14 protein-coding genes and 1 pseudogene are annotated in these 19664 nt (G+C 60.6%); 5 read left to right on the top strand and 10 right to left on the bottom strand.

The genetic code is table 11. From position 1 onward, the window contains the following. Both FNJ47_RS33090 and FNJ47_RS53340 read right to left on the bottom strand, forming a co-directional pair. A partial coding sequence (locus tag FNJ47_RS33090) for an alcohol dehydrogenase catalytic domain-containing protein (RefSeq protein ID WP_163160127.1) occupies nucleotides 1-364 on the bottom strand: 364 nt, incomplete at its 3' end. A gap of 282 nt (nucleotides 365-646) precedes the next feature. Further along, nucleotides 647-1213, bottom strand: a complete 567-nt coding sequence (locus tag FNJ47_RS53340; protein WP_163160128.1) for an OsmC family protein — start codon at nucleotides 1211-1213, stop codon at nucleotides 647-649. Nucleotides 1214-1958: 745 nt separating this feature from the next. Between FNJ47_RS53340 and FNJ47_RS33100 the strand changes: the two genes are divergently transcribed. The 5 genes from FNJ47_RS33100 to FNJ47_RS33120 all read left to right on the top strand — a co-directional run bounded on the left by FNJ47_RS33100 (nucleotide 1959) and on the right by FNJ47_RS33120 (nucleotide 10686). After that, complete coding sequence (locus FNJ47_RS33100) at nucleotides 1959-3080, top strand: efflux RND transporter periplasmic adaptor subunit (protein ID WP_430649434.1); 1122 nt, start codon at nucleotides 1959-1961, stop codon at nucleotides 3078-3080. Further along, nucleotides 3077-6256 carry an efflux RND transporter permease subunit gene (locus tag FNJ47_RS33105; protein WP_163160130.1) on the top strand — a complete coding sequence of 1060 codons (3180 nt, stop codon included), beginning with the start codon at nucleotides 3077-3079 and terminating at the stop codon, nucleotides 6254-6256. The genes FNJ47_RS33100 and FNJ47_RS33105 overlap by 4 nt, the downstream gene beginning before the upstream one ends. A gap of 122 nt (nucleotides 6257-6378) precedes the next feature. Further along, complete coding sequence (locus FNJ47_RS33110; RefSeq protein WP_163160131.1) at nucleotides 6379-7407, top strand: hypothetical protein; 1029 nt, start codon at nucleotides 6379-6381, stop codon at nucleotides 7405-7407. Nucleotides 7408-7712: 305 nt separating this feature from the next. After that, nucleotides 7713-9380 (top strand): GMC family oxidoreductase, encoded by a 1668-nt coding sequence (locus tag FNJ47_RS33115; protein WP_236000236.1) that lies wholly within the window; start codon nucleotides 7713-7715, stop codon nucleotides 9378-9380. 31 nt (nucleotides 9381-9411) lie between these two features. Then, nucleotides 9412-10686, top strand: a complete 1275-nt coding sequence (locus FNJ47_RS33120) for a DUF3095 family protein (protein WP_163160132.1) — start codon at nucleotides 9412-9414, stop codon at nucleotides 10684-10686. Nucleotides 10687-10735: 49 nt separating this feature from the next. Here FNJ47_RS33120 and FNJ47_RS33125 read toward each other — a convergent pair whose 3' ends face one another. The 8 genes and pseudogenes from FNJ47_RS33125 to FNJ47_RS33160 all read right to left on the bottom strand — a co-directional run bounded on the left by FNJ47_RS33125 (nucleotide 10736) and on the right by FNJ47_RS33160 (nucleotide 19582). Next, complete coding sequence (locus FNJ47_RS33125; RefSeq protein ID WP_163160133.1) at nucleotides 10736-11752, bottom strand: helix-turn-helix transcriptional regulator; 1017 nt, start codon at nucleotides 11750-11752, stop codon at nucleotides 10736-10738. A gap of 202 nt (nucleotides 11753-11954) precedes the next feature. Next, on the bottom strand, nucleotides 11955-12296 hold the full coding sequence (locus tag FNJ47_RS33130) for a LysR family transcriptional regulator substrate-binding protein (RefSeq protein ID WP_163160134.1): 342 nt from the start codon (nucleotides 12294-12296) through the stop codon (nucleotides 11955-11957). After that, nucleotides 12229-12504 (bottom strand): helix-turn-helix domain-containing protein, encoded by a 276-nt coding sequence (locus FNJ47_RS33135; RefSeq protein WP_163160135.1) that lies wholly within the window; start codon nucleotides 12502-12504, stop codon nucleotides 12229-12231. The genes FNJ47_RS33130 and FNJ47_RS33135 overlap by 68 nt, the downstream gene beginning before the upstream one ends. A 137-nt stretch (nucleotides 12505-12641) precedes the next feature. After that, entirely contained in the window at nucleotides 12642-15953 is a 3312-nt protein-coding gene (locus FNJ47_RS33140) for an efflux RND transporter permease subunit (RefSeq protein ID WP_236000237.1), read from the bottom strand. Continuing rightward, a complete protein-coding gene (locus tag FNJ47_RS33145) occupies nucleotides 15877-17076 on the bottom strand; it encodes an efflux RND transporter periplasmic adaptor subunit (protein ID WP_163160136.1) in 1200 nt (399 codons plus the stop codon). Before FNJ47_RS33145 ends, FNJ47_RS33140 begins: the two co-directional genes overlap by 77 nt. A gap of 81 nt (nucleotides 17077-17157) precedes the next feature. Beyond that, complete coding sequence (locus tag FNJ47_RS54000; RefSeq protein ID WP_206685371.1) at nucleotides 17158-18063, bottom strand: GNAT family N-acetyltransferase; 906 nt, start codon at nucleotides 18061-18063, stop codon at nucleotides 17158-17160. A gap of 119 nt (nucleotides 18064-18182) precedes the next feature. Continuing rightward, a pseudogene (locus tag FNJ47_RS33155) lies at nucleotides 18183-18425 on the bottom strand (NADP-dependent oxidoreductase); the annotation flags it as partial. Nucleotides 18426-18448: 23 nt separating this feature from the next. Then, a complete protein-coding gene (locus tag FNJ47_RS33160) occupies nucleotides 18449-19582 on the bottom strand; it encodes a xanthine dehydrogenase family protein molybdopterin-binding subunit (RefSeq protein ID WP_347341743.1) in 1134 nt (377 codons plus the stop codon). Nucleotides 19583-19664 lie beyond the last annotated feature (82 nt).

Raw genomic sequence — 19664 nt, forward strand, 5'->3', positions numbered from 1 at the left:
CCGTGAAGTCAACGTCGCCCGGCAGCGGCGCGAGGTTGCGGGCCTCCATGGCGACATATTCCGCCAGGGTGCCGTCGCGATACCAGTCGGCGAGGCCGAACACGCGCTGTCCCACCGACAGTCCCGTCGTGCCGTAGCCGAGAGCGGTAACCACGCCGGCCAACTCGTGCCCGGGAATCGAGGGTGTTCGGTCGCGGCCGAGGCGGTCGGTCCAGGTTGAGGGCCACTCCAGCTCAGTCGGAACAAAGCGCGCCGCATGAACCTGAACGATGGCGTCGTTTATCGCTGCCTGCGGCTCCGGCCGCTCCGAAAGCTTCATCCCCGACGTTCCCGCCGCCTGGTCCGTTACGACGATTGTTTTCATCATCCACCTCCTTGCGTGGGGTCTGTCGCCATCTTCCGGTTCATTTTGCGGCCACGAAGCTCGCTGGTCCAATGACCTGTGGCTATGGAATTGATGCCATCAAAGCGGCACGCGAGAATCAAACTGCGTCAAACTCATCATTGAATCGGAGCGGACGATCGCGCGAGAGCATGATCTCTGGGCACTCGGGAGCACATCCAGAGCCACGGATTTACGCAACTTGAGACCATGCATCATGAGAGGCTGCGGTGCCCCCGCAGCGATCGCCAGCACGAGAGACACTCAATCCGGATAGATATTCGGGATCCCGAGTTCAGCCAGATCATCTTCATAGCTGGCCTGAGTGCCGGCGTTGAGGTCGGAAGTAGTGGCGTCCAGGCGTAAGCGAATATCCGCACTGATGCCGAGAAGTTCGCCAACGGGGCAGAGATTTGCGACCTCCAGCAAAAATGTGCGCTGTTGCGCATCGAGTTTCCCCTCTAACACGAGAGTGCGCTCGAACGAATCCCTTTCACCCGCTGCGCCGTGGTGGAAGCTGACGCCCACTTCCACGCGCTCCAGCGGAACTTTTCCGCGCCGGGCGTGAAAACGAACGGTCATAGCGGTGCATGCGGCGAGGGATGCGCTTAGAAGGTCGTACGGGTTGGGACCCGGGGATACGTGTCCGACTCCATCAGGACCGCCGACGGGAAAGGGAGTTGCGTCGACACGACCAACCAGCGCGCCATGATTGGTAGGATCGCTCGTGACGAAGACTTCTCGGAGCTTGGATGCATTGCTTTGTGGCATCATGGAGCGTCCTTCCATTGTGTTTGAGTGTGTCATGCGAAGCGACTCGCTGACTGTCATGCCGTTAGGCTGCACGAAACTCTGTTATTGGCAGTGGGATCCGAATTCGTGCGACGTGTAAGCGCCGCACGCGCCCAAGCCGATGCATTTGAAATTAAATTCGGCGCCCATTCGAGTAAAGCTATCGTATCCATAACCGATAGGAATGCTCCGTGAATCGGGAGACAAGGCTTTCGATGAGGAAGTTTGTGAGCGCTTGCGCGGTGGGCTCAATGATGCTTCCGCTCACGCGCGCAATGTATTGAGCCGAAAGTCCCAGGCGGACACTGTGTGAATATTCGTTGCGCCGGTTGTGCAAGCCGCGACAGTTTGATTGCGATTTTAGAAGGCGGCTCGGAAGCCTCTGCAGGACAAAAAACGTCCCCATTGAGCGTCATGCGGCTCGTGGCATTCCTGACATGACGGCGCGCAGCGCGCCGCCATCGGCAATAGCGTCCCTTTATCGATTCCATGGCGGGAGGTGATTTCCCTAGCCGGCGCTACAAGGTCATTCTCCAAATGATCGTCGTGCCGAGCTTGCGGTGCCGCGCTCGAAATCCGAGGTCGGCGTAGCGATGCGAATGCTGCAGCGATTTATATCGAGATTGGCCGGACGGCAATTGTGTTGACCGTCCAATTCAATCGCAACTTTCCAGGTCCTTGGGAGACGGAAGTGAATACGAGCAATAGAACGCGGCATCCGGCCCCGAGAACTCGGCTCGATTGCAGCCCGTTTCGTCGACTTGGACGATGGGGTGGCGCATCGATCGGCATGCTGTTCGCGCTCGCTGGCTGCGACGTGAGGGCGCAATCCCAGACGCCCCCGCCTCCGCCGCCGGTGACAGTGGCTCAACCGGTCAAACGGACCATCACCGACTGGGACGAGTTCACCGGTCGCTTCGAGGCGGTTGAGGAGGTCCAAGTCCGCGCCCGCGTCGGCGGCTTCGTCATGAATATCGCGTTTAAGGACGGCGACATGGTGCATGCCGGTGACCTGCTATACATTATTGACCCTCGGCCATTCGAGGCGGTGGCCGAGCAAGCCAATGGTCAATTGGCCGACGCCCGAGCAAAGACTGAGCTTGCCAAGCGCGAGCTCGATCGTGGCCTGACGCTTGTTCAGACGAGCGCGGTCTCTGAACAGGTCGTTGACCAGCGCCGCCAGGCAATGCAGGCGGCGCTCGCCGCTGAGACAATCGCGGAAGCCACACTGAAGGCAGCCCAGCTCAATGTTGAATTTACTCACGTGCTCGCGCCGATCACGGGTCGAGTCAGCCGCCATCTTGTCAGTGTCGGAAATCTCGTCTCGGGCAGCGATAACGGCACCTCGACGCTGCTCACCACCATCGTCTCGATGGATCCGATCTACATCTATTTTGACGTGGATGAGGCCACCTACCTGAAGAACAACAAACTCTGGTTCGAAGGCAAGCGGCCGAGTTCGCGAGACACGCCCAACCCGGTCGAGGTGGCACTGACCGGCGAGACCAAGCCCTCGCATGAAGGGCGCATGGATTTCATCGACAACCAGCTCGATGCCTCGACTGCGACGTTGCGCAGCCGCGCCGTGATCCCCAACCATGATCTCTCGATCCTGCCGGGCCAATTCGGCCGCGTACGGCTGATTGGCTCTTCGCCCTATGAGGCGTTGCTACTGCCAGAAACTGCGATAGCGACCGATCAGTCGCGCAAGATCGTGTTCGTGGTGAAGGACGACGACACCGTGGAAGCACGCGCTGTCGAACTCGGCCCGCTGGACGGTGGCCTGCGCGTGATCCGTACCGGCCTGAGGCCGGAGGAGCACGTCATCGTCGACGGCGTCCAGCGCGCCCGCGTCGGGGCCAAGGTGACGCCCCATGTGGCGCAGATCGGCGGAGGCAGGTCATGAATCTCGGCCGTCTTTCCATCAATCAGCCCATCCTGGCGATGGTGCTGTCGATCGTGCTCCTTATCGTGGGCGCGCTGGCCTACCGGACGCTGCCAGTCGCAGAATATCCCGAAGTGGTGCCGCCGACGGTGGTCGTCACCGCGACCTATCCGGGCGCCTCGGCGCAGACTATCTCCGACACGGTGGCGGCGCCGATCGAGCAGCAGATCAACGGCGTCGAGGACATGCTGTACATGTACAGCCAGGCCACCTCGAACGGCCAGCTTACCATCACCATCACCTTCAAGCTCGGCACCGATCTCGACAAGGCGCAGGTACTGGTGCAGAACCGCGTCGCGATCGCGCAGCCGCAATTGCCGGATGAAGTGCAGCGCAACGGCGTCACCACCAAAAAGAACTCACCCGACATCTTGATGGTCGTGTTCATGCTGTCGCCAGATGATAGTCTCGACCAGCTCTACATCTCCAACTACGCGCTGCTGCAGGTCCGCGACCAGCTTTTGCGGCTCGATGGCATCGGCGACATCACGATCTTCGGCGCGCGCGACTATTCGATGCGGCTGTGGCTCGACCCGGACAAGATCTCCAACCTCGGCATGACCTCGTCCGACGTGATCGCTGCGATCCGCGCCCAGAATCTGCAAATCACCGGCGGCCAGCTCGCGAGTCCGCCGATCGCCGACCGCGCCTTCCAGCCGAACCTGACCTTCACCGGACGGCTGAAGGAGCCGGCCCAATTCGAGGACATCGTGGTCAAGTCGGGCTCGGACGGTCGCATTGTGCGGCTGCGCGACGTCGGGCGGATCGAGCTCGGCGCGCTCGATTATTCCACCAACAGCTTCGAGCTGCGCAAGACCGCGGTCGCGATGCTGGTGACCCAGCGTCCTGGATCGAATGCGCTGGCGACCGCCAAGGGTATCAAGGACACCATGGTTAAGCTGAAGGCCAGCTTTCCCAAGGGGCTGGACTACGACATCGGCTACAACCCGACCGAGTTCATCCGGCAGTCCATCAGCGAGCTGATCAAGACCATCTATGAGGCGATGGTTCTCGTCGTCATAGTGGTGTTGGTGTTCCTGCAGGGATGGCGGCCGGCGATCATTCCTATCGTGGCAATCCCGGTGTCGCTGGTCGGCACCTTCGCGGCAATGGCCGCTCTTGGCTATGGCATCAACAACCTCACTCTGTTCGGCCTCGTGCTCGCGGTCGGCATCGTGGTCGACGACGCCATTGTCGTGGTCGAGAACGTCGAGCGGCATCTCGAGCATGGTATGAGCCGGCGCGATGCCGCGCTGAAGACGATGGAGGAAGTCGGCGGGGCGCTGGTCTCGATCGCGCTGGTGTTGTGCGCGGTGTTCGTGCCGACGGCGTTTCTCGGCGGCATCACCGGACAGTTCTTCCAGCAATTCGCGGTGACGATTGCGGTTGCGACCGCGATCTCCTGCTTCTGCTCGCTGACCCTGTCGCCGGCGCTGGCTTCGCAGATTCTCGTTCCGCACGAGGAAAAGCGGTCGCCGGCGCGGTGGAATCTGATCGCGCGCGGCTGGGAATGGTTCACCGGCATCTTCAACCGCGGCTTCGACTGGCTGTCCAACAGCTATGCCGACGTTGCCGGCTTCGTGATCCGCCATCGCGTCGTGATGCTGCTGATCTATGTCGTGCTGATCGGCAGCGCCGGCTGGCTGCTCGTCACCACGCCGCAAGGCTACATTCCGGCTCAGGATCGCGGCTACGTGATCATCTCCGCGCAGCTGCCAGGCGCGGCTTCGCTGGCGCGCACCACCGAGATTGTGCGCCGGATCGAGAGCATCGCGCTCGATACGCCGGGAATCTCGCATATCGCGGTCTTTGCTGGACTGTCGGGCGCGACGCGAACCCAGGCGAGCAATTCGGCCGCGCTGTTTCCGGTGTTCGATGAGCCGGAAGTGCGGCTCAAGAGGGGGCTGAATGCGCAGGTGATCACGGCTGACTTGCGCAAGCGGCTGTCCGCGATCGAAGGCGCCTTCATCATCGTGATCCCGCCGCCGCCCATCCCGGGCATCGGCACCGGCGGCGGCTTCACTATGCGCATCCAGGACCGGCTGGGCCGCGGCCCTCAGATGCTTGCGGCCGCCACCGACGAACTTGTCGCAGCCGCACGCAAGTCGCCGCTGCTGCTCGCGCCTACGGTGTTCTCACCCTTCTCGGCGAACACGCCGCAGGTCTTTGTCGATATCGATCAGGTCAAAGCGCAGAAGCTCGGCGTGCCGATCCAGGGCATCACCGACACCATCCAGACCTATTTCGGATCGACCTATGTCAACGACTTCAACCTGTTCGGCCGCACCTATCACGTCACCGCGCAGGCCGATCTGCCGTTCCGCAAGGAAAAGCAAGATCTGGCGCGGCTGCGCACCCGCAACGCCAATGGCGACATGGTGATGCTCGGCAGCGTCGTGGATTTCAAGGACGTCTCGGGTCCCGACCGTGTGGCGCGATACAACCTCTATCCGACCGCTGAGCTACAGGGGGAGGCTCGGCCTGGCGTAAGTTCGGCGACCGCGATCGCCGTGATGAAGCGGCTCGCCGACGAGACCTTGCCGAGCGGCTTCTCTTATGACTGGACCGACCTGTCCTATCAGCAGGTCAACGGCGCCAATACCGGTCTGTTCGTGTTCCCGATCTGCGTGCTGTTCGTCTATCTGGTGCTCGCCGCGCAATATGGCAGCTGGAGCCTGCCGTTCTCCGTCATCCTGATCGTGCCGATGTGCCTGCTAGCCGCCACCATCGGCGTGCGCATCATGCATCAGGACGTCAACATCCTCACCCAGATCGGCTTCATCGTGCTTGTGGGATTGGCCGCCAAGAACGCGATCCTGATCGTCGAGTTCGCGCGCGACATCGAGGCCGAAGGCAAGGAGCGCCTCGAGGCGGTGATCGAGGCGTGCCGCCTGCGCTTGCGGCCGATCCTAATGACGTCGTTCGCGTTCATCCTCGGCGTGCTGCCGCTGGTGATATCGACCGGCTCGGGCTCGGAGATGCGTCAGGCGGTTGGAGTAGCTGTGTTCTTCGGCATGCTCGGCGTCACCCTGTTCGGGCTGCTGTTCACACCGATCTTCTACATGGTGGTCCGCAACCTCGCCGAAGGTAAAAACGAGGGCAAGCCGATCCAGACGATGGCGGCCGCGGCGGAGTGAGTTGCGATGTTCAGCTCCGCGTTTCCTCTAGCCGTCATGGCGCTGGGCGAGTGGAAATTAAAATCACAATGGCCGGGCTTTTGGGAAGGCGGATCGCGCGCCTGATATACAAGAGGCTTAAGATGGGCGCATTTGCTCAACTGCGGGACCGATGCGCCACGATCGGGCAGCGCTTTGACTATTTAGCGCTGGCTCCCGCAATGGCGGCCATTTGCTACCCGTTTCTGCTCCGGGCCTTTCATGCCGTCGTCGGCACGCAAGCGGCAACGCCTTCGCTCTCCATAATTGTCGGCGCGACATTGATTTTGGCCGTAGCGCTCGTCGTGCCGTTTTTCGCGCTCGGACTTGCTTGCCGGTGCAACGCCGATCCGGGGGCGAGGCGGCTCGCCTATGCCGCCGTGACGGCGCCAACGCTCTATGTCTTTCTTGGCGTCGTTCAGGCCCTGAATCGCAGCCCTATCCCCGACGAAATCGTGTGGTGCGTGCTTTGGCTCGCAATCGCGCTTTGGTCACAGACCGCCCGCAATCCCGTCGTCGCCGCAACGTGGCCGACCATGGGACGCTGGCGTATCGTCCACGGAATGACGGCGGCGGTCCTGTCCCTATACGTGGCGTTCCATCTAACCAATCACCTGCTTGGGCTGATCGGCCCCGACGCACATGCGGCCGTCATGAAGATCGGCCGCGTTGTCTACCGCTCTCGTGTGGGTGAACCGTTGTTGGTCGCAGCCATGCTTTCCCAGATCGGCACCGGCCTGTTTCTGGCATGGCGTTGGAGTGCGGCCCCGCAGGGCCTCCATCGGACATTTCAGGTCGGGTCGGGGGCCTATCTCTCGCTGTATATCCTCGGGCACATGAACTCGGTTTTCATCTATGCTCGAAGCTTTCTCGGTATACCGACCGATTGGAATTTCGCGATCGGAGCTCCGATCGGGCTCATTCACGACGCCTGGAATATCCGCCTGTTGCCCCATTACGCCCTCGGCGCGTTCTTTGTCCTAAGCCACCTGGCGTCGGGGTTGCGGGTGGTGCTGATCGCACATGGCGTCGATCGACGGGCCGCAGATCGTCTTTGGGATGCATGCGTCGCACTAAGCGCCGTTATCTCGGCCGCGATCATCGCAGGTATGTGCGGAGTTCGGATCGGATAGGCGAGGGCGGCAGCCGGCCTGGGAAACGTGGCCCATGAAGGTGAACGCGGCAAATGGCTTAAAGCGTCCACCGTCAGCGACTCCTTTCATCATGAAATAGACTGCGCCTCTGACGAGGACCGGCCTGGTGGCGTTCTTCGCTACGACATCATGCCGCGCGGCGAGCGTTAATAACGATCGTCTATCGACTCCATGGTGAGAGGTGATTTCCCTCGCCGGCGTTGCAACGTCACCCTGTAAAGCAAGGCCCAGTCAATCTGCGGATCAGGGCCGCGATTGGGGCGCGGGCTGCGAGCGTCGATTGAATGATGAAAATGCTGCGAAAGAGAAAGACACTCATGTCCCAGAGGAGATACGACGTTGTCATTGTTGGTGCGGGCGCGGCCGGCTGCGTTGTTGCGAGCTATCTCGCCGAACACACCAACGCGTCGATTGCGCTGATCGAAGCGGGTGACATCGATCGCGACCCGTTCATTCACATTCCCGCCGGCTTTGCCAATATTCTAGCCCACGACCGGCATGTCTGGAAATACGAGACGGTTCCCCAGCACGGCACGAAGCGAGCATATCGCTCAGGCAAGGTGCTTGGCGGCGGCTCCTCGATCAACGCGATGTGCTACGTCCGCGGTCAGATACGCGACTTCGCGGCGTGGCAGGACGCGGTCGGCAACACCGGAAATTGGTCGTATGAGGACCTGCTTCCGGTCTTCATGGCGCAGGAAAACAACGACACTTTCCACGATGAATATCACGGGATAGATGGTGGTCTGGCGGTCCAGTTGCCCAAGGGCATCAATAAACTGAACCAGTATTGCCTCAAGGCGTTCCAGGAATATGGGATTCCTTATAACCCCGACTATAACGGCAAAAGCCAGATCGGCGTATCGCCGGTGCAGTCGACAGTCGGTGATCAGCGTCGGTGCAGCGCTGTCGACGCTTATCTGCGTCCGCACCTGACCTCGGGCCGCGTGACCCTTCTAACCGGCAAGACCGTCGTTCGTATCCTCATCGAGAACAAGCGCGCCGTCGGCGTTGAGTTGATGGACAATGGTTTGGAGAGGATCACGGCCAAGGAAGTCGTATTGTCGGCCGGCACAGTCCATAGTCCGACGATCCTCATGCACTCGGGCATCGGGCCGGCCGAGCAGTTGCGCCAGCAAGGTATCGCGGTGATCGTCGATTCTCCGGAGGTGGGCGAAAATCTCCATGACCATCCCATGGTGCCGGTCCGTGTCTACGTGAAGGGCGATCTCGGCTATCAAGCTGCCGCGCAGGGCCTCGGCAGCGTGAAGGCTGGCCTGCGTTATCTAGTCACCAAGGATGGCCCCGCCTCGGGCAATGGCATCGAGACGGTGACACACTGGAATCCGTCCGATTTCAGCGCCGAGCCGACGATCCAATGCTATCACGCGCCGATCGTCTTGACCGAGCAACTTGGCCCGGCGGGCGATCGGTCGGGCATCACGTTTGAACTCGTGGTGCTTCAGCCCAAGAGCCGCGGCTGGGTGCGGTTAGCCGACAGCGATCCGGCATCAATGCCCCTGATCAACCCGAACTTCATCGGCGAGGAAAAGGACCTAAGGGCCGCCGTGGACTCGGTGCGTGCGATCCGCAAGGTCATGGCCCAGCGGTCATTGGCGACGGTGATCGAGGAAGAACTGGATCCCGGTCCGCACATCCAGTCGGACGCGGAGATCGGCGAATGGGTGAAGCGTGTCGTAACGACAATGTGGCACCCGGTCGGCACATGCAGGATGGGCCAGGATGAACGAGCGGTGGTCGACGCGAGGCTCAGGGTCCGAGGGGTCGACGGCCTCCGGGTGATCGACGCCTCGATCATGCCGAACATCACCAGCGGTAATACCAACGCGCCGACCCAGGCGCTTGCGCGCCACGCCTCGGCGATGCTGGTGGAGGATCTGAAGCGGAAAGCCGAAGCTATTAAGCGGAATGTCGCCGTGACCCCACTTTGAACTCCGGTTGTGACCGAAAGGAGTGCAAGCGATGCCGGCCAGATCAGAGCAAGCTTTGTTGCTCGGCTCTCTCGAGATAGAGGCAGACCAAGAGACAGAAGAAGACCGCTTCTATCAGGAGCTTGCGCCTTTCGTCTCTTTCGAAGACGTAGTGCGGCGAGATCGGTATCGGCCTCTGCCTAATGACTGGCTGATAGGCGTCACGGACGTCAGACACTCGACCGAAGCTATTGAACAGGGACGGTACCGCGAGGTGAACGCGGCCGGTGCAGCGGTTCTTGCCGCCGTCAGTAATGCACTACCGCACCTGCAGTTTCCTTACACGTTCGGAGGAGACGGCGCGAGCTTCGCAGCGCCAAGCGCTTATTCGTCCATCATTCAGGACACGTTGGCGAAGACCGCTGCTTGGGCTGAAGACGCACTCGGTCTCAAACTGCGCGCCGCGGTCATTCCTATCGCGGACATTCGTGCTCAGCAGTTGGACGTTCTGGTTGCCCGCTTCGCGCCGTCTTCAAATCTCACTTACGCGACTTTTTCCGGCGGAGGGCTTGCCTGGGCCGAGCGCAAGCTCAAGCAGGGCGGCTACACCGTTCCGCGCGCGCCCACCGGCGTAACAGCTGACCTCACAGGTCTGTCGTGCCGATTTGCGCCGATCAGTGCCAGGCATGGGATTATCTTGTCTCTTATCGTCGTTCCGCGCGATGATCCAAGCGCATTCGTGGAGCTTATATGTGAGCTGCTGCGGACGTTCCGTTTGACTGAGCCCCGCCTACATCCGTTGCCCGCCGAAGGCCCGGTCGCTGCCCGGATCAACGACGACGTTGATCATGCCATCAAGAAGGGCACGCAAAAGATACCCTTTTTGGCTCGAGCTGCGAAGTGCCTGCACGCCATTTTGGCGCGGATGGGCATCCTGCCGCGACTTCCAATTGATGGCTTTGACGGAGCCCGGTTCCGACGAGAGCTCGTTGAGAATACCGACTATCGAAAATTCGATGATGGCCTGCGTATGACCGTGGATTGCTCATCGGAACTCGCCGACCTGATAGACGCTCGCTTGGAAGAAGCCCAGCGACGAGGCATATGCTTTTTTGGAACGCATCGACAGTCCTCCGCGAATCTTACATGCTTCGTACCGTCACCCGCGCGAGCCAATCACGTGCACTTCGTTGACGGTGCTTCCGGGGGGTATGCCTTCGCCGCAGCCAACTTGAAGCGAAATGCTGCGAGCGGCGTCGGTACACAAGGAGCTCGTGCGTTGTCTGGACACCACCAACCCACCAGAGACTCCGTCCGGGATGCTTAAGGTATCCATCGTAGAGTGCATAGCGCCCACCACGGATCGCACGTCGTTCTCAGATATCCTTCCGGGCTTTGCTCTCCTTGGCTATCCGCCGATAGTCGGCCGGATTTCGATTGTACGCCTTTCGAAAAGCTCGCACAAAACTTGAACGGCTTTCGTACCCCGCATTGTGAGCAATGACGTCGATCGACATCGTCGTTGTTGTCAAATCGATCGCCGCCTGGCGCATTCTCAAGTCCCGCAACACGACCATCGGGGATCGTCCAAAGATGTCCGAGAATCGCGCCATGAACGCCGAACGACTCAATCCCGCACTGTGCGCCAAGCTGTGAACTGAATGGGCGGCTCCCGGCCGCGCCACCATATCAGCAAAAGCACGGCTGACCTGCCTGTCGGCAAGTATTGAGAATCGCTCAGTCCATCGCCGGGATGACCTGAGGGACCGTCGCACCAAGGAGACAATGATTTGCTTGAGCAGAGACGCTGTCATGGCTCCAACGCCGACCTCTTGCTGTAGCAGCTCGTCCATAGCCTCGCGAAGCTTCAGATCTATCTTGTCCGCTGGCGCGAACTGCTCGATCACAGGTTCGCGGAGTTCTCCGAACAGCCTCACAGACTGACCAAAGGATGCGTTAAAAAAGCCGCATATCTGAACGATTTGGGGTTGCTCGTTCGGCACTGCGACGCGGAGGATGTCGTCTCGACGAGTCCAGCAGTCTCTCGAAATGAGCTTTGGTGGACCACTTCCACCGTCAACCTCGATCGTGAACGGAGTATTTGGCGGCACGATGATGAGCAAATGAGGGCTCAATGGCATCTCGGGTCCGCCGTTGATCGATATGCGACCCACACCACTCAAGTTGTAGTGGATCCCGGGTGCGTCAATCATTCCCATTTCGACTCGATGGCCGTGCGGCACCAGAATCTCAGTCAGCGCGATGACATCGATGTCAAGCGCCTGCATCAAGTCGTCGAGGTCTCTTGTAGACAATTTGACAGTGGAGCCCGTGGTCAGCGAACCGTCCTGCCCGAAGAGAGCCTGCGTTGGAATCGCTTTCGAGGTGTGCATGACTGTAGTAGCCCTTTACTGCACGGGCTACCGGTGCACATAGTGCTCCGAAGCCCGTTCTCTGGAGATCAGCGAGGGCGTCGCCATGCTTCGTTCGCGCCACCGACTGACCGTCCTCCCGAACCCAAACGCAGCAATCATGATCAGAACACCCTAGCATGGAAGTGACGTTCTTGCAGATCAAATCTGAGCCGTCTTCAGATCAAAGCTGAATCGCGACCAGCACGCGTTCGTTCCAGAAGTGCACAATCTCGCGCCCTTCGGCTTTCGGCCTTCCGGTGAGAAATGCGACGTCAAGCTGATGATTCTGAATCGCGGCCATATGCGTGGCCGGACCGCCCTCAACGAGCTCGGGGCGAACATCCTTATTGCTGTCAACGAAAGCACGAAGCAGCTGCGCCAGGAAGCTCGTAGCGAGTGAAGTGAATATGCCAATGCGGACCTCGCCGGTCTCTCCTCGACCGGGCGACGCGGCATCAATAGCGACATAATTGATTTGATTCAGGGGCCCTCCGCGCCCGCGCGATAAAGAGCTGACCCGCATGCGTGAGCCTGACTCCGCTGCTGCCGCGGACGAACAGCGCGGCGCCGATCTCGTCTTCCAGATCGCGAATGCGACGGCCGATGGCTGATTCCTGGACGCCAATTGCTATCGTGGCTTTTCGGAAACTGCCATTGTCGGCTGCAGCAATGACATAGCGCAGTTGGCACAACCCAAAGGCCTGCAGTTCATCGCGCCGCCGCTCGGCCATCTCGCTAACTTCCCTGAAGGGCTCCTTCGCGACCTTTGAAATCTCGGGAGGGCGATAGTCCGGGCCGACCACACAACGGGCCCCCAGCGCCAATCCGCTAGTCAGAAGCACCGATGTAGCGAACGTCCGTATAGCCATCATGCTGCGTCTACTGTCGGTGCGGTTGGAACAGTCGGCTTTGTCTCGCCAGCGGCGACACGTCCGCCAAGCCGTACGCGCAATCGCTTCACCCGCGCGGTAATCCAATCGGCCATGAGGCGATTGATGACGTAGAAGCTCGGCGTGAAAATCAGCCCAAAGAAGGTCACGCCGATCATTCCGAAGAAAACGGCGACGCCGAGTGCTTTGCGCATCTCCGATCCGGCGCCGTTCGCGATAATGAGTGGAAGCACGCCCAGGATGAACGCGATCGACGTCATCAGGATCGGGCGAAGCCGTTGGTGCGCTGCTCGGATCGCAGCTTCCCGATGAGACAAGCCTTCGGCTTCGCCTTGTCTCGCGAACTCGACGATCAGAATCGCGTTCTTCGCTGCGAGTCCGATCAGCACCACGAGCCCGATTTGCGTGAGGATGTTGTTGTCCATTCCGAGCAAGTTGATCCCTAGGATGGCAGCGAGGAGGCACATTGGAACGATGAGGATCACCGCCAGCGGCAGTACAACGCTCTCATACTGAGCGGCCAGAAGCAGGAAGACGAACAGCACGGCCAGCCCAAAGACGTAGATGCCGGTATTACCCGCTTGCTTCTGCTGAAAGGCGAGCTCGGTCCACTCGATGCCCATGCCCTTCGGCAGAACGCGGGCGGCTATCTCCTCCATCGCTTGCAGCGCCTGGCCGGACGAATAGCCTGGGGCGGCCCCGCCCTGTATCTCCGCGGACGGGAACATGTTGTAGCGCACGACGCGATACGGGCCGGATTGCTTTTGAACATCCGCGATCGCGGCGAGCGGGACCATCTTCCCGCTTGCCGAGCGCGCGCGGAGTTGAACGATGTCAGCGGCCGATTGCCGGTACGACGAGTCCGCCTGGGCGATCACTTGCCAGGTGCGGTCGAGGTAATTGAAGTCGTTGATGTACGTTGAGCCCAGATAGGTGCCGAGGGTCGAGAATACGCGATCCACGGGCACGCCGAGCTGCTCCGCCTTCTCGCGATCAATCGACACGTGAAGACGCGGCGTCCCGGTGTTGTAGGTCGTAAAGACCCGCTGCAGCGCGGGGTTCTTGTTCGCTTCGGCGATCACGTCCTGCGCGGCCCGCTCGAGCGCCGCGTAGCCCAAGCCAGAGCGATCCTCCACTTCCATCTTGAATCCGCCGGCGGTGCCGATGCTTCGGACTGGTGGTGGCGAGATCACCAGTACGTTGGCGCCAGTTATATTCGAAAAGGCCTTGCGAAGCTTGTCCGCGACCTCGTCTATCGTCGCCTTGCGTTTGGATTGCGGTTTCAGGTGGACGGGAACGAGGGCCGTGTTCGAGGCATTGGAGTAGGTCGCGCCATCGAACCCGGCGAAGGTCAATGAGTGATCGACCTCGGGAACTGTTGCCGCCGCAGCTTGGACCTGTTTTGCGATTTGCGTCGTCCGTTCGAGCGACGAGCCAGGAGGCAGTTGGAGCACGTTGAGCAGCAGGTCCTGGTCCTGCGAAGGAATGAAGCCTTGCGGCGTGACGTAGAAGCGCCACCCCGTCATGAATATGAGCGTGACATAGATGACCGAGAGGATCACGACGCGCCGGACAAGCTTGCCCGTTAGGCGGCCGTAGTGAACCGACATTCGGTCAAACAGGTGATTGAACCGCCGGGCAAATCGGCCCGGAAAGCCGAGAATGCCGGGTTTGGCCCCCGATCTCTGGTCGGCAGGTTTGAGCAGCAACGCCCCTATTGCTGGCGACAGCGTCAGCGAGATGAAGGCCGACACGACCGTCGCCGAAACGATCGTCAACGTGAACTGCTTGTAGAACTCGCCCGAGAAGCCCGGGATGAAGGCTGTTGGCAGGAACACGCCGCAGAGCACGAGGGCGATGGCAAGGAGCGCGCCTGACACTTCGCTCATCGTCTTGTGCGCCGCCTCCTTCGGCGAGAGATTTTCCTCGACGATTAACCGCTCGATGTTCTCGACCACGACGATCGCGTCATCCACGACGATACCGATCGCCAGCACCATTCCGAAAAGCGACAAGGTGTTCAGCGAGAAGCCGAACGCAGCCATCGTTGCGAAACTTCCGGTCAGGGAGATCGGGATTGCGATCAATGGCACGGTCGCCGCTCTCCAGCTTTGCAGGAAGAGTAGGACGATCGATGAGACGAGCAGCAGCGCGACGAAAAGAGTCTCCTTCACGTCCCGGATCGAGTCCGCCACGAAGTCGAGCGGGTGGTGGGCGACGGAATAAGCCATCCCTGGCGGGAAGTCCTTCGACAGCTCCGCGACAAGAGCCTTGGCTCGTGCCTCGGTCGCGAGCGCGTTGGTGCCGGGTTGTTGCTTGAGGACCAGGCCGATCGCGTTGCGGTCGTTTAGGAATGCGTTGGTCGAATAGTCTTGGGCGCCCAGCTCGACTCTCGCGACGTCGCGCAGCCGGGTCAATCCGCCATCGGCGCGCCGTTTGAGAACGATGCCGCCGAATTGCTCTGGGCTGGCGAGGCGGCCTTCGGTATCGACGCCGAGCTGATAGGCATTGGCATTTGTGCCAAACGGCGGCTGGCCGATGATACCGGCTGCGACCTGGGCATTCTGGGCGCGAATGGCCGCTATTATCTCGTCGACGGTCAAGTTCCGCGCCGCGGCCTGATCCGGGTCGATCCAGATCCTCATGGCGTAGTCGCGCCCGCCGAAGCGCACCGTATCGCCGACGCCGGGGATGCGCTTGATGCGATCGTTGATTTGCAGGGTCACGTAATTCGAGATGAAGTCGGTATCGAGCGAGTTGTCGGGTGAGTAGAAGGCGAAGCCCACGAGGTCTTCGGCCGAGACCTTGCGCACAGTGACGCCGATTTGCCGAGTCATCTCGGGCAATCGCGGAAGCGCCTCGTCGACCCGGTTCTGGACAAGAACCTGCGCCTGGTTGACGTCGGCGCCGAGCGCGAAAGTGATGGTTATTGTTACCGACCCTTCGCCGAGCGACGAGGTCGACATGTACAGCATATGCTCGACGCCGTTGATCTGCTGCTCAAGGGGAACAGCCACGGTTGATGCCATCGTCTCTGCGGTCGCACCGGGAAACTTCGCGGTGACGACGACGGTCGGCGGCGCGACCTCCGGATATTGACCGACCGGCAGGGACGGGTAGGCCACGAAACCGACGACGGTGATCAGGATCGCGAGCACCGCCGCGAAGATCGGTCGCTCGATGAAAAAGTGCGGAAAGCGCATCGATCGCTCCTCAGTGCTCGTCGGAAGAAGTCGCGACGGACGGCTCAGGCGAATTGACCGGCGGCATCGCCGGGCCGGCATCTGCATTGCGCGGCTCGATCGCGGTGCGGTGCGGCGTGACTTTCATTCCCGGCTTGAGCTGGGTGATATGGTCGAGGATGACGAGATCGGTGGGGGCGAGGCCGCCCTTTACTACCCGCAGCCCAAGAACCTCCGGTCCCAGCTCGACCGTCCGCTTCGTAACTGTGCTGTCACGCGCAAGTACCAGGACCTCCCTCGTGGCCTGCGCGGTGATGATCGCTTCATCGGGCACAAGCATGGCGCGATAGCTGCCAGACCCGAGAAGGCGCGCCCGGCCGAACATTCCAGGGGTCAAAAAATGATCGTGATTGTCGACGACGGCGTGAGCCTGGATCGTTCCCGAATCAATATCGATGGCGTTGTCGACGAACACCATCTTTCCGTGATGTGAGAAGCTGGTTTCGTCGGACAGCCTGATATCGATCGGATTTTCGAAGTCTCTCGAGGATTGGCGTTGGCCCTGTTGCGCCTGCCGAAGATATTTCAGATAGAAGCTCTCGGCGCCGTCGAAAACGAACCAGATCGGGTCGAGCGACACGACCGTCGTGAGCATGGTCGTCCCCGCCTGGACATGGTCCCCGGTCGAGACGCGACGGCTCGAAACGCGCCCGGAGATAGGGGCCCGGACGGTGGTCCAACCGTAGTTCAGCTCGGCAGTTTCCAATGCTGCCTGCGCGGAATGAAGTGCGGCGGTCGCCGTACGGAGCCGCGTCTGATCGGTTTCCAGCTTCTCCTTGCTGACCGTATCCTTCGCTTCGAGGATCGCTGATCGAGCCTCGATCAATATTGCGTTCTCGCGTGTCGCCTCAGCGCTCTCCACCGCCGCCCGCGCCTGATCAAGCTCGGCCTTGTAGGGCTGCGGATCGAGGACGAAGAGCGGCTGGCCCTCCCGGACATCTTGGCCGTCGCGTAACAGGACCTGCGTGACCTGCCCGGTCACTCGCGCCCTGAGCTCGACAGACTGCGGCGCCTCGAAATGGCCGATATATTCGTCCCAATCGACGACGTTCTTCAAAAGAGGATTGGCGACGGAGACCGCGGGCGGTAGCGGAGCTGGCGGCGTCTCGCGCGAGCAGGCACTGAGGAGGACCAACATAGCGACGGCAGCCGGAATACGAAACACGATCATCCCCTTTTTGCGAGCGCTTCGATCGCGCCACTACCAAAGCTTACGGTCGGCGACTCAAAGTTCGAGACTGGATCAGCTCAATTAGATGCTCAAAAGGATCACTGGCACTTGTAGGTCTCGGACCAGGCCCGATTGCTCGCCATCGTGCTCAAGTCGGCGCCTGAGGGCGGCGTGCCGGCAAGCCGAGCGCACTAGATCTGCGGTCGAGGCTGAAAGCTCGAGGTGACGTCTGTCGCCAACGTCAGGCGCAAGAGGCCGAGTCACGCGATAGACATTTGCGACAGGTCGGGGCCAGAAAGTCGTCCGCCGGGGCCCTATTCCAGCGCCCCGAAACGACCGCCCCGAGATGAGAGTGAGAGGAAGGGAGTTTCGGTAGAGTAGGGATGAAGCGCCTTGCCCCATTGACTTCGCGTGAGTGTGGGGCGGAGAGGCTGCGCCAGGCGCGTAGTCGACTTCCAAGACGATCAGCGACTTGCCGGGGATATTGGCAATAGCCGACTCAAAGTTCTTCGTGACGGTTTGCGTTTCGCCATCATGGGCGGAGACAGCGCCGGCCCATCGAGAAGGCCAGGGCGGCTCAGGTGTCCGGTCGTAAAGCTGCATGGCGCTGTGATTGGATTCGTGCGTCGACCAGTACACGCGGGCCGCCCCTCGACGTCTCGCCTCGGCATAGACATGCTCGATCAGCGCGCGACCGACGCCGCCGCCACGTGCGTCGTTCGCGACAAACAAGTCTTGAAGATAGCAGTAGTCGCCCGTCGTCCAAGTTGATCGATGGTAGATCGAATGCACCAAGCCCAATGCTTGTTTACCGACTATGGCGAGCGCTGCACCCATCGGCTCAACCGGGTCCAGCAAACGCGCCCAGGTCTTGATCGTCACCGACTCGGGGATATCCACCTCGTAAAATCGTTGATAGCCTTTCCACAGCGGAAGCCAAATATCAAAATCGTGGTTAGCAATGGCTTTAATCTCGACTGGTTGCATAGAATGCTCCTGAAATCCCTGTAACGTCCTCAACCCGCTACGCATCGAGCACTGGAAACATTTGATAGCCGCGTTTCTCTTGCGTGCTCATCGCGTAGATTCCTTCACGCTGAGCATCCTCACGGACGAACGCGGATAATCGTCTTCCCGCTGATCCGCTTCGTCCGATTGAAAGCAGCGCAGGCACCGTCGAAGGTCGCGACGGTGCCGATGTTCGTCCGCAGCCGTCCATCACGCACCCGCCAGAGGATCTCACCCAGTTGGGCGCGATCGGACACGAGAACAAAGTCAGCTTCCAGGCCGTCGGCAGGCCGTGCCTCGGTCGACCTGGCGATGGTCACGAGCGTTCCTGCGGCTGCGACGCGCAAGCGATGACCGGCAAGAACTATGACGACGACTTCAGCGAATTTGTATCGATTGGCAGGCTGCGCACACGCTTGCCGGTCGCGGCGAAGATCGCATTGGTGACGGCCGCACTTACGATTGCTGTCGGCGCTTCACCAACGCCGCCTGGAGCCTCTGCATTCTTGACCAAGTGCGTCTCCACCACCGGTACCTCATCGATGCGCATCGGCAGATAGGTATCGAAGTTGCTCTGCTCGACGCGTCCATCCTTGAAAGTGATTGACCCATGGAGTGCAGCGGTCAGCCCGAATAGCGTTCCACCCTGAACCTGTGCTTCGATCGTATCGGGATTGACATACATGCCGCAATCAATCGCACAGACAACGCGGTTGACCCTGACAGAACCATCGGGCGCCACATGGACCTCGGCGACCTGTGACGTGTAGCTCCCGTATGCGAATTGTACCGAAATCCCACGGCCATGCCGTGGAGGCAGGGGGGATCCCCACCCGGATTTTTCCGCCGCGAGCGACAGGACAGCAAGCGCTCGCGGATTGTGGCCAAGCAATCCCTTGCGATAAGCGACGGGATCCTGCTGCGCGGCATGCGCGAGCTCATCGATGAAGCTTTCGACTACAAAAACGTTGTGAGTCGGTCCGACGCCACGCCACCAGGACGTCCGGACACCAGGGGGCTCGACCCGCACAAAGTCGACATGGATATTGGGTAGTGCATAGGGCGGCTCAGCCGCCGCTTCTACGGCATCGGGATCCAATCCATCCTTGACGTAAGGTGGATAGTAGCGAGCCATAACGGAGGAGCCGGCGATCCGATGCATCCAGGCGACCGGCCTGCCCGTCGCATCAAGTCCTGCCGAAAGCCGATCGAGATAATATGGCCGGTACATGTCGTGCTGGATGTCTTCCTCTCGGCTCCAGATCACCTTCACCGGGCCGTCGACGTGCTTGGCGATCTTGACGGCCAGCACTGTGCCATCAGCCTCCAGCCTTCGGCCGAAGCCACCGCCAATCAGATGATTGTGAATCTTAACCACGTCCTTTGGCAGACCGGTGAGTTCGGCCACCAGAGACTGCGTGATCGTAGGCGACTGCGTACCGACCCAGATGTCGCAACGATCGTGATGCAGATGGAAGGTGCAGTTCAGAGGCAACATCACCGCATGGGCGAGGAAAGGGAGTGGCTAGGAGGCGTCAGAAGCTGGAGGTGGCTTCGTAGGGGGGGTGCAGAGAACAACG

Source organism: Bradyrhizobium uaiense (genome assembly GCF_010811875.1).
GTDB lineage: Bacteria > Pseudomonadota > Alphaproteobacteria > Rhizobiales > Xanthobacteraceae > Bradyrhizobium > Bradyrhizobium uaiense.

What these genes read in the sequence shown, in the direction of transcription:
- FNJ47_RS33115 (WP_236000236.1), top strand. Translation starts at nt 7,713, where the DNA reads ATGATGAAAATGCTGCGAAAGAGAAAGACACTCATGTCCCAGAGGAGA.
- FNJ47_RS33140 (WP_236000237.1), bottom strand. Translation starts at nt 15,953, where the DNA reads ATGCAGATGCCGGCCCGGCGATGCCGCCGGTCAATTCGCCTGAGCCGT.
- FNJ47_RS33135 (WP_163160135.1), bottom strand. Translation starts at nt 12,504, where the DNA reads ATGGCCGAGCGGCGGCGCGATGAACTGCAGGCCTTTGGGTTGTGCCAA.
- FNJ47_RS33110 (WP_163160131.1), top strand. Translation starts at nt 6,379, where the DNA reads ATGGGCGCATTTGCTCAACTGCGGGACCGATGCGCCACGATCGGGCAG.
- FNJ47_RS33120 (WP_163160132.1), top strand. Translation starts at nt 9,412, where the DNA reads ATGCCGGCCAGATCAGAGCAAGCTTTGTTGCTCGGCTCTCTCGAGATA.
- FNJ47_RS53340 (WP_163160128.1), bottom strand. Translation starts at nt 1,213, where the DNA reads ATGACAGTCAGCGAGTCGCTTCGCATGACACACTCAAACACAATGGAA.
- FNJ47_RS33105 (WP_163160130.1), top strand. Translation starts at nt 3,077, where the DNA reads ATGAATCTCGGCCGTCTTTCCATCAATCAGCCCATCCTGGCGATGGTG.
- FNJ47_RS33130 (WP_163160134.1), bottom strand. Translation starts at nt 12,296, where the DNA reads ATGCGGGTCAGCTCTTTATCGCGCGGGCGCGGAGGGCCCCTGAATCAA.
- FNJ47_RS54000 (WP_206685371.1), bottom strand. Translation starts at nt 18,063, where the DNA reads ATGCAACCAGTCGAGATTAAAGCCATTGCTAACCACGATTTTGATATT.
- FNJ47_RS33145 (WP_163160136.1), bottom strand. Translation starts at nt 17,076, where the DNA reads ATGATCGTGTTTCGTATTCCGGCTGCCGTCGCTATGTTGGTCCTCCTC.
- FNJ47_RS33160 (WP_347341743.1), bottom strand. Translation starts at nt 19,582, where the DNA reads ATGTTGCCTCTGAACTGCACCTTCCATCTGCATCACGATCGTTGCGAC.
- FNJ47_RS33125 (WP_163160133.1), bottom strand. Translation starts at nt 11,752, where the DNA reads ATGCACACCTCGAAAGCGATTCCAACGCAGGCTCTCTTCGGGCAGGAC.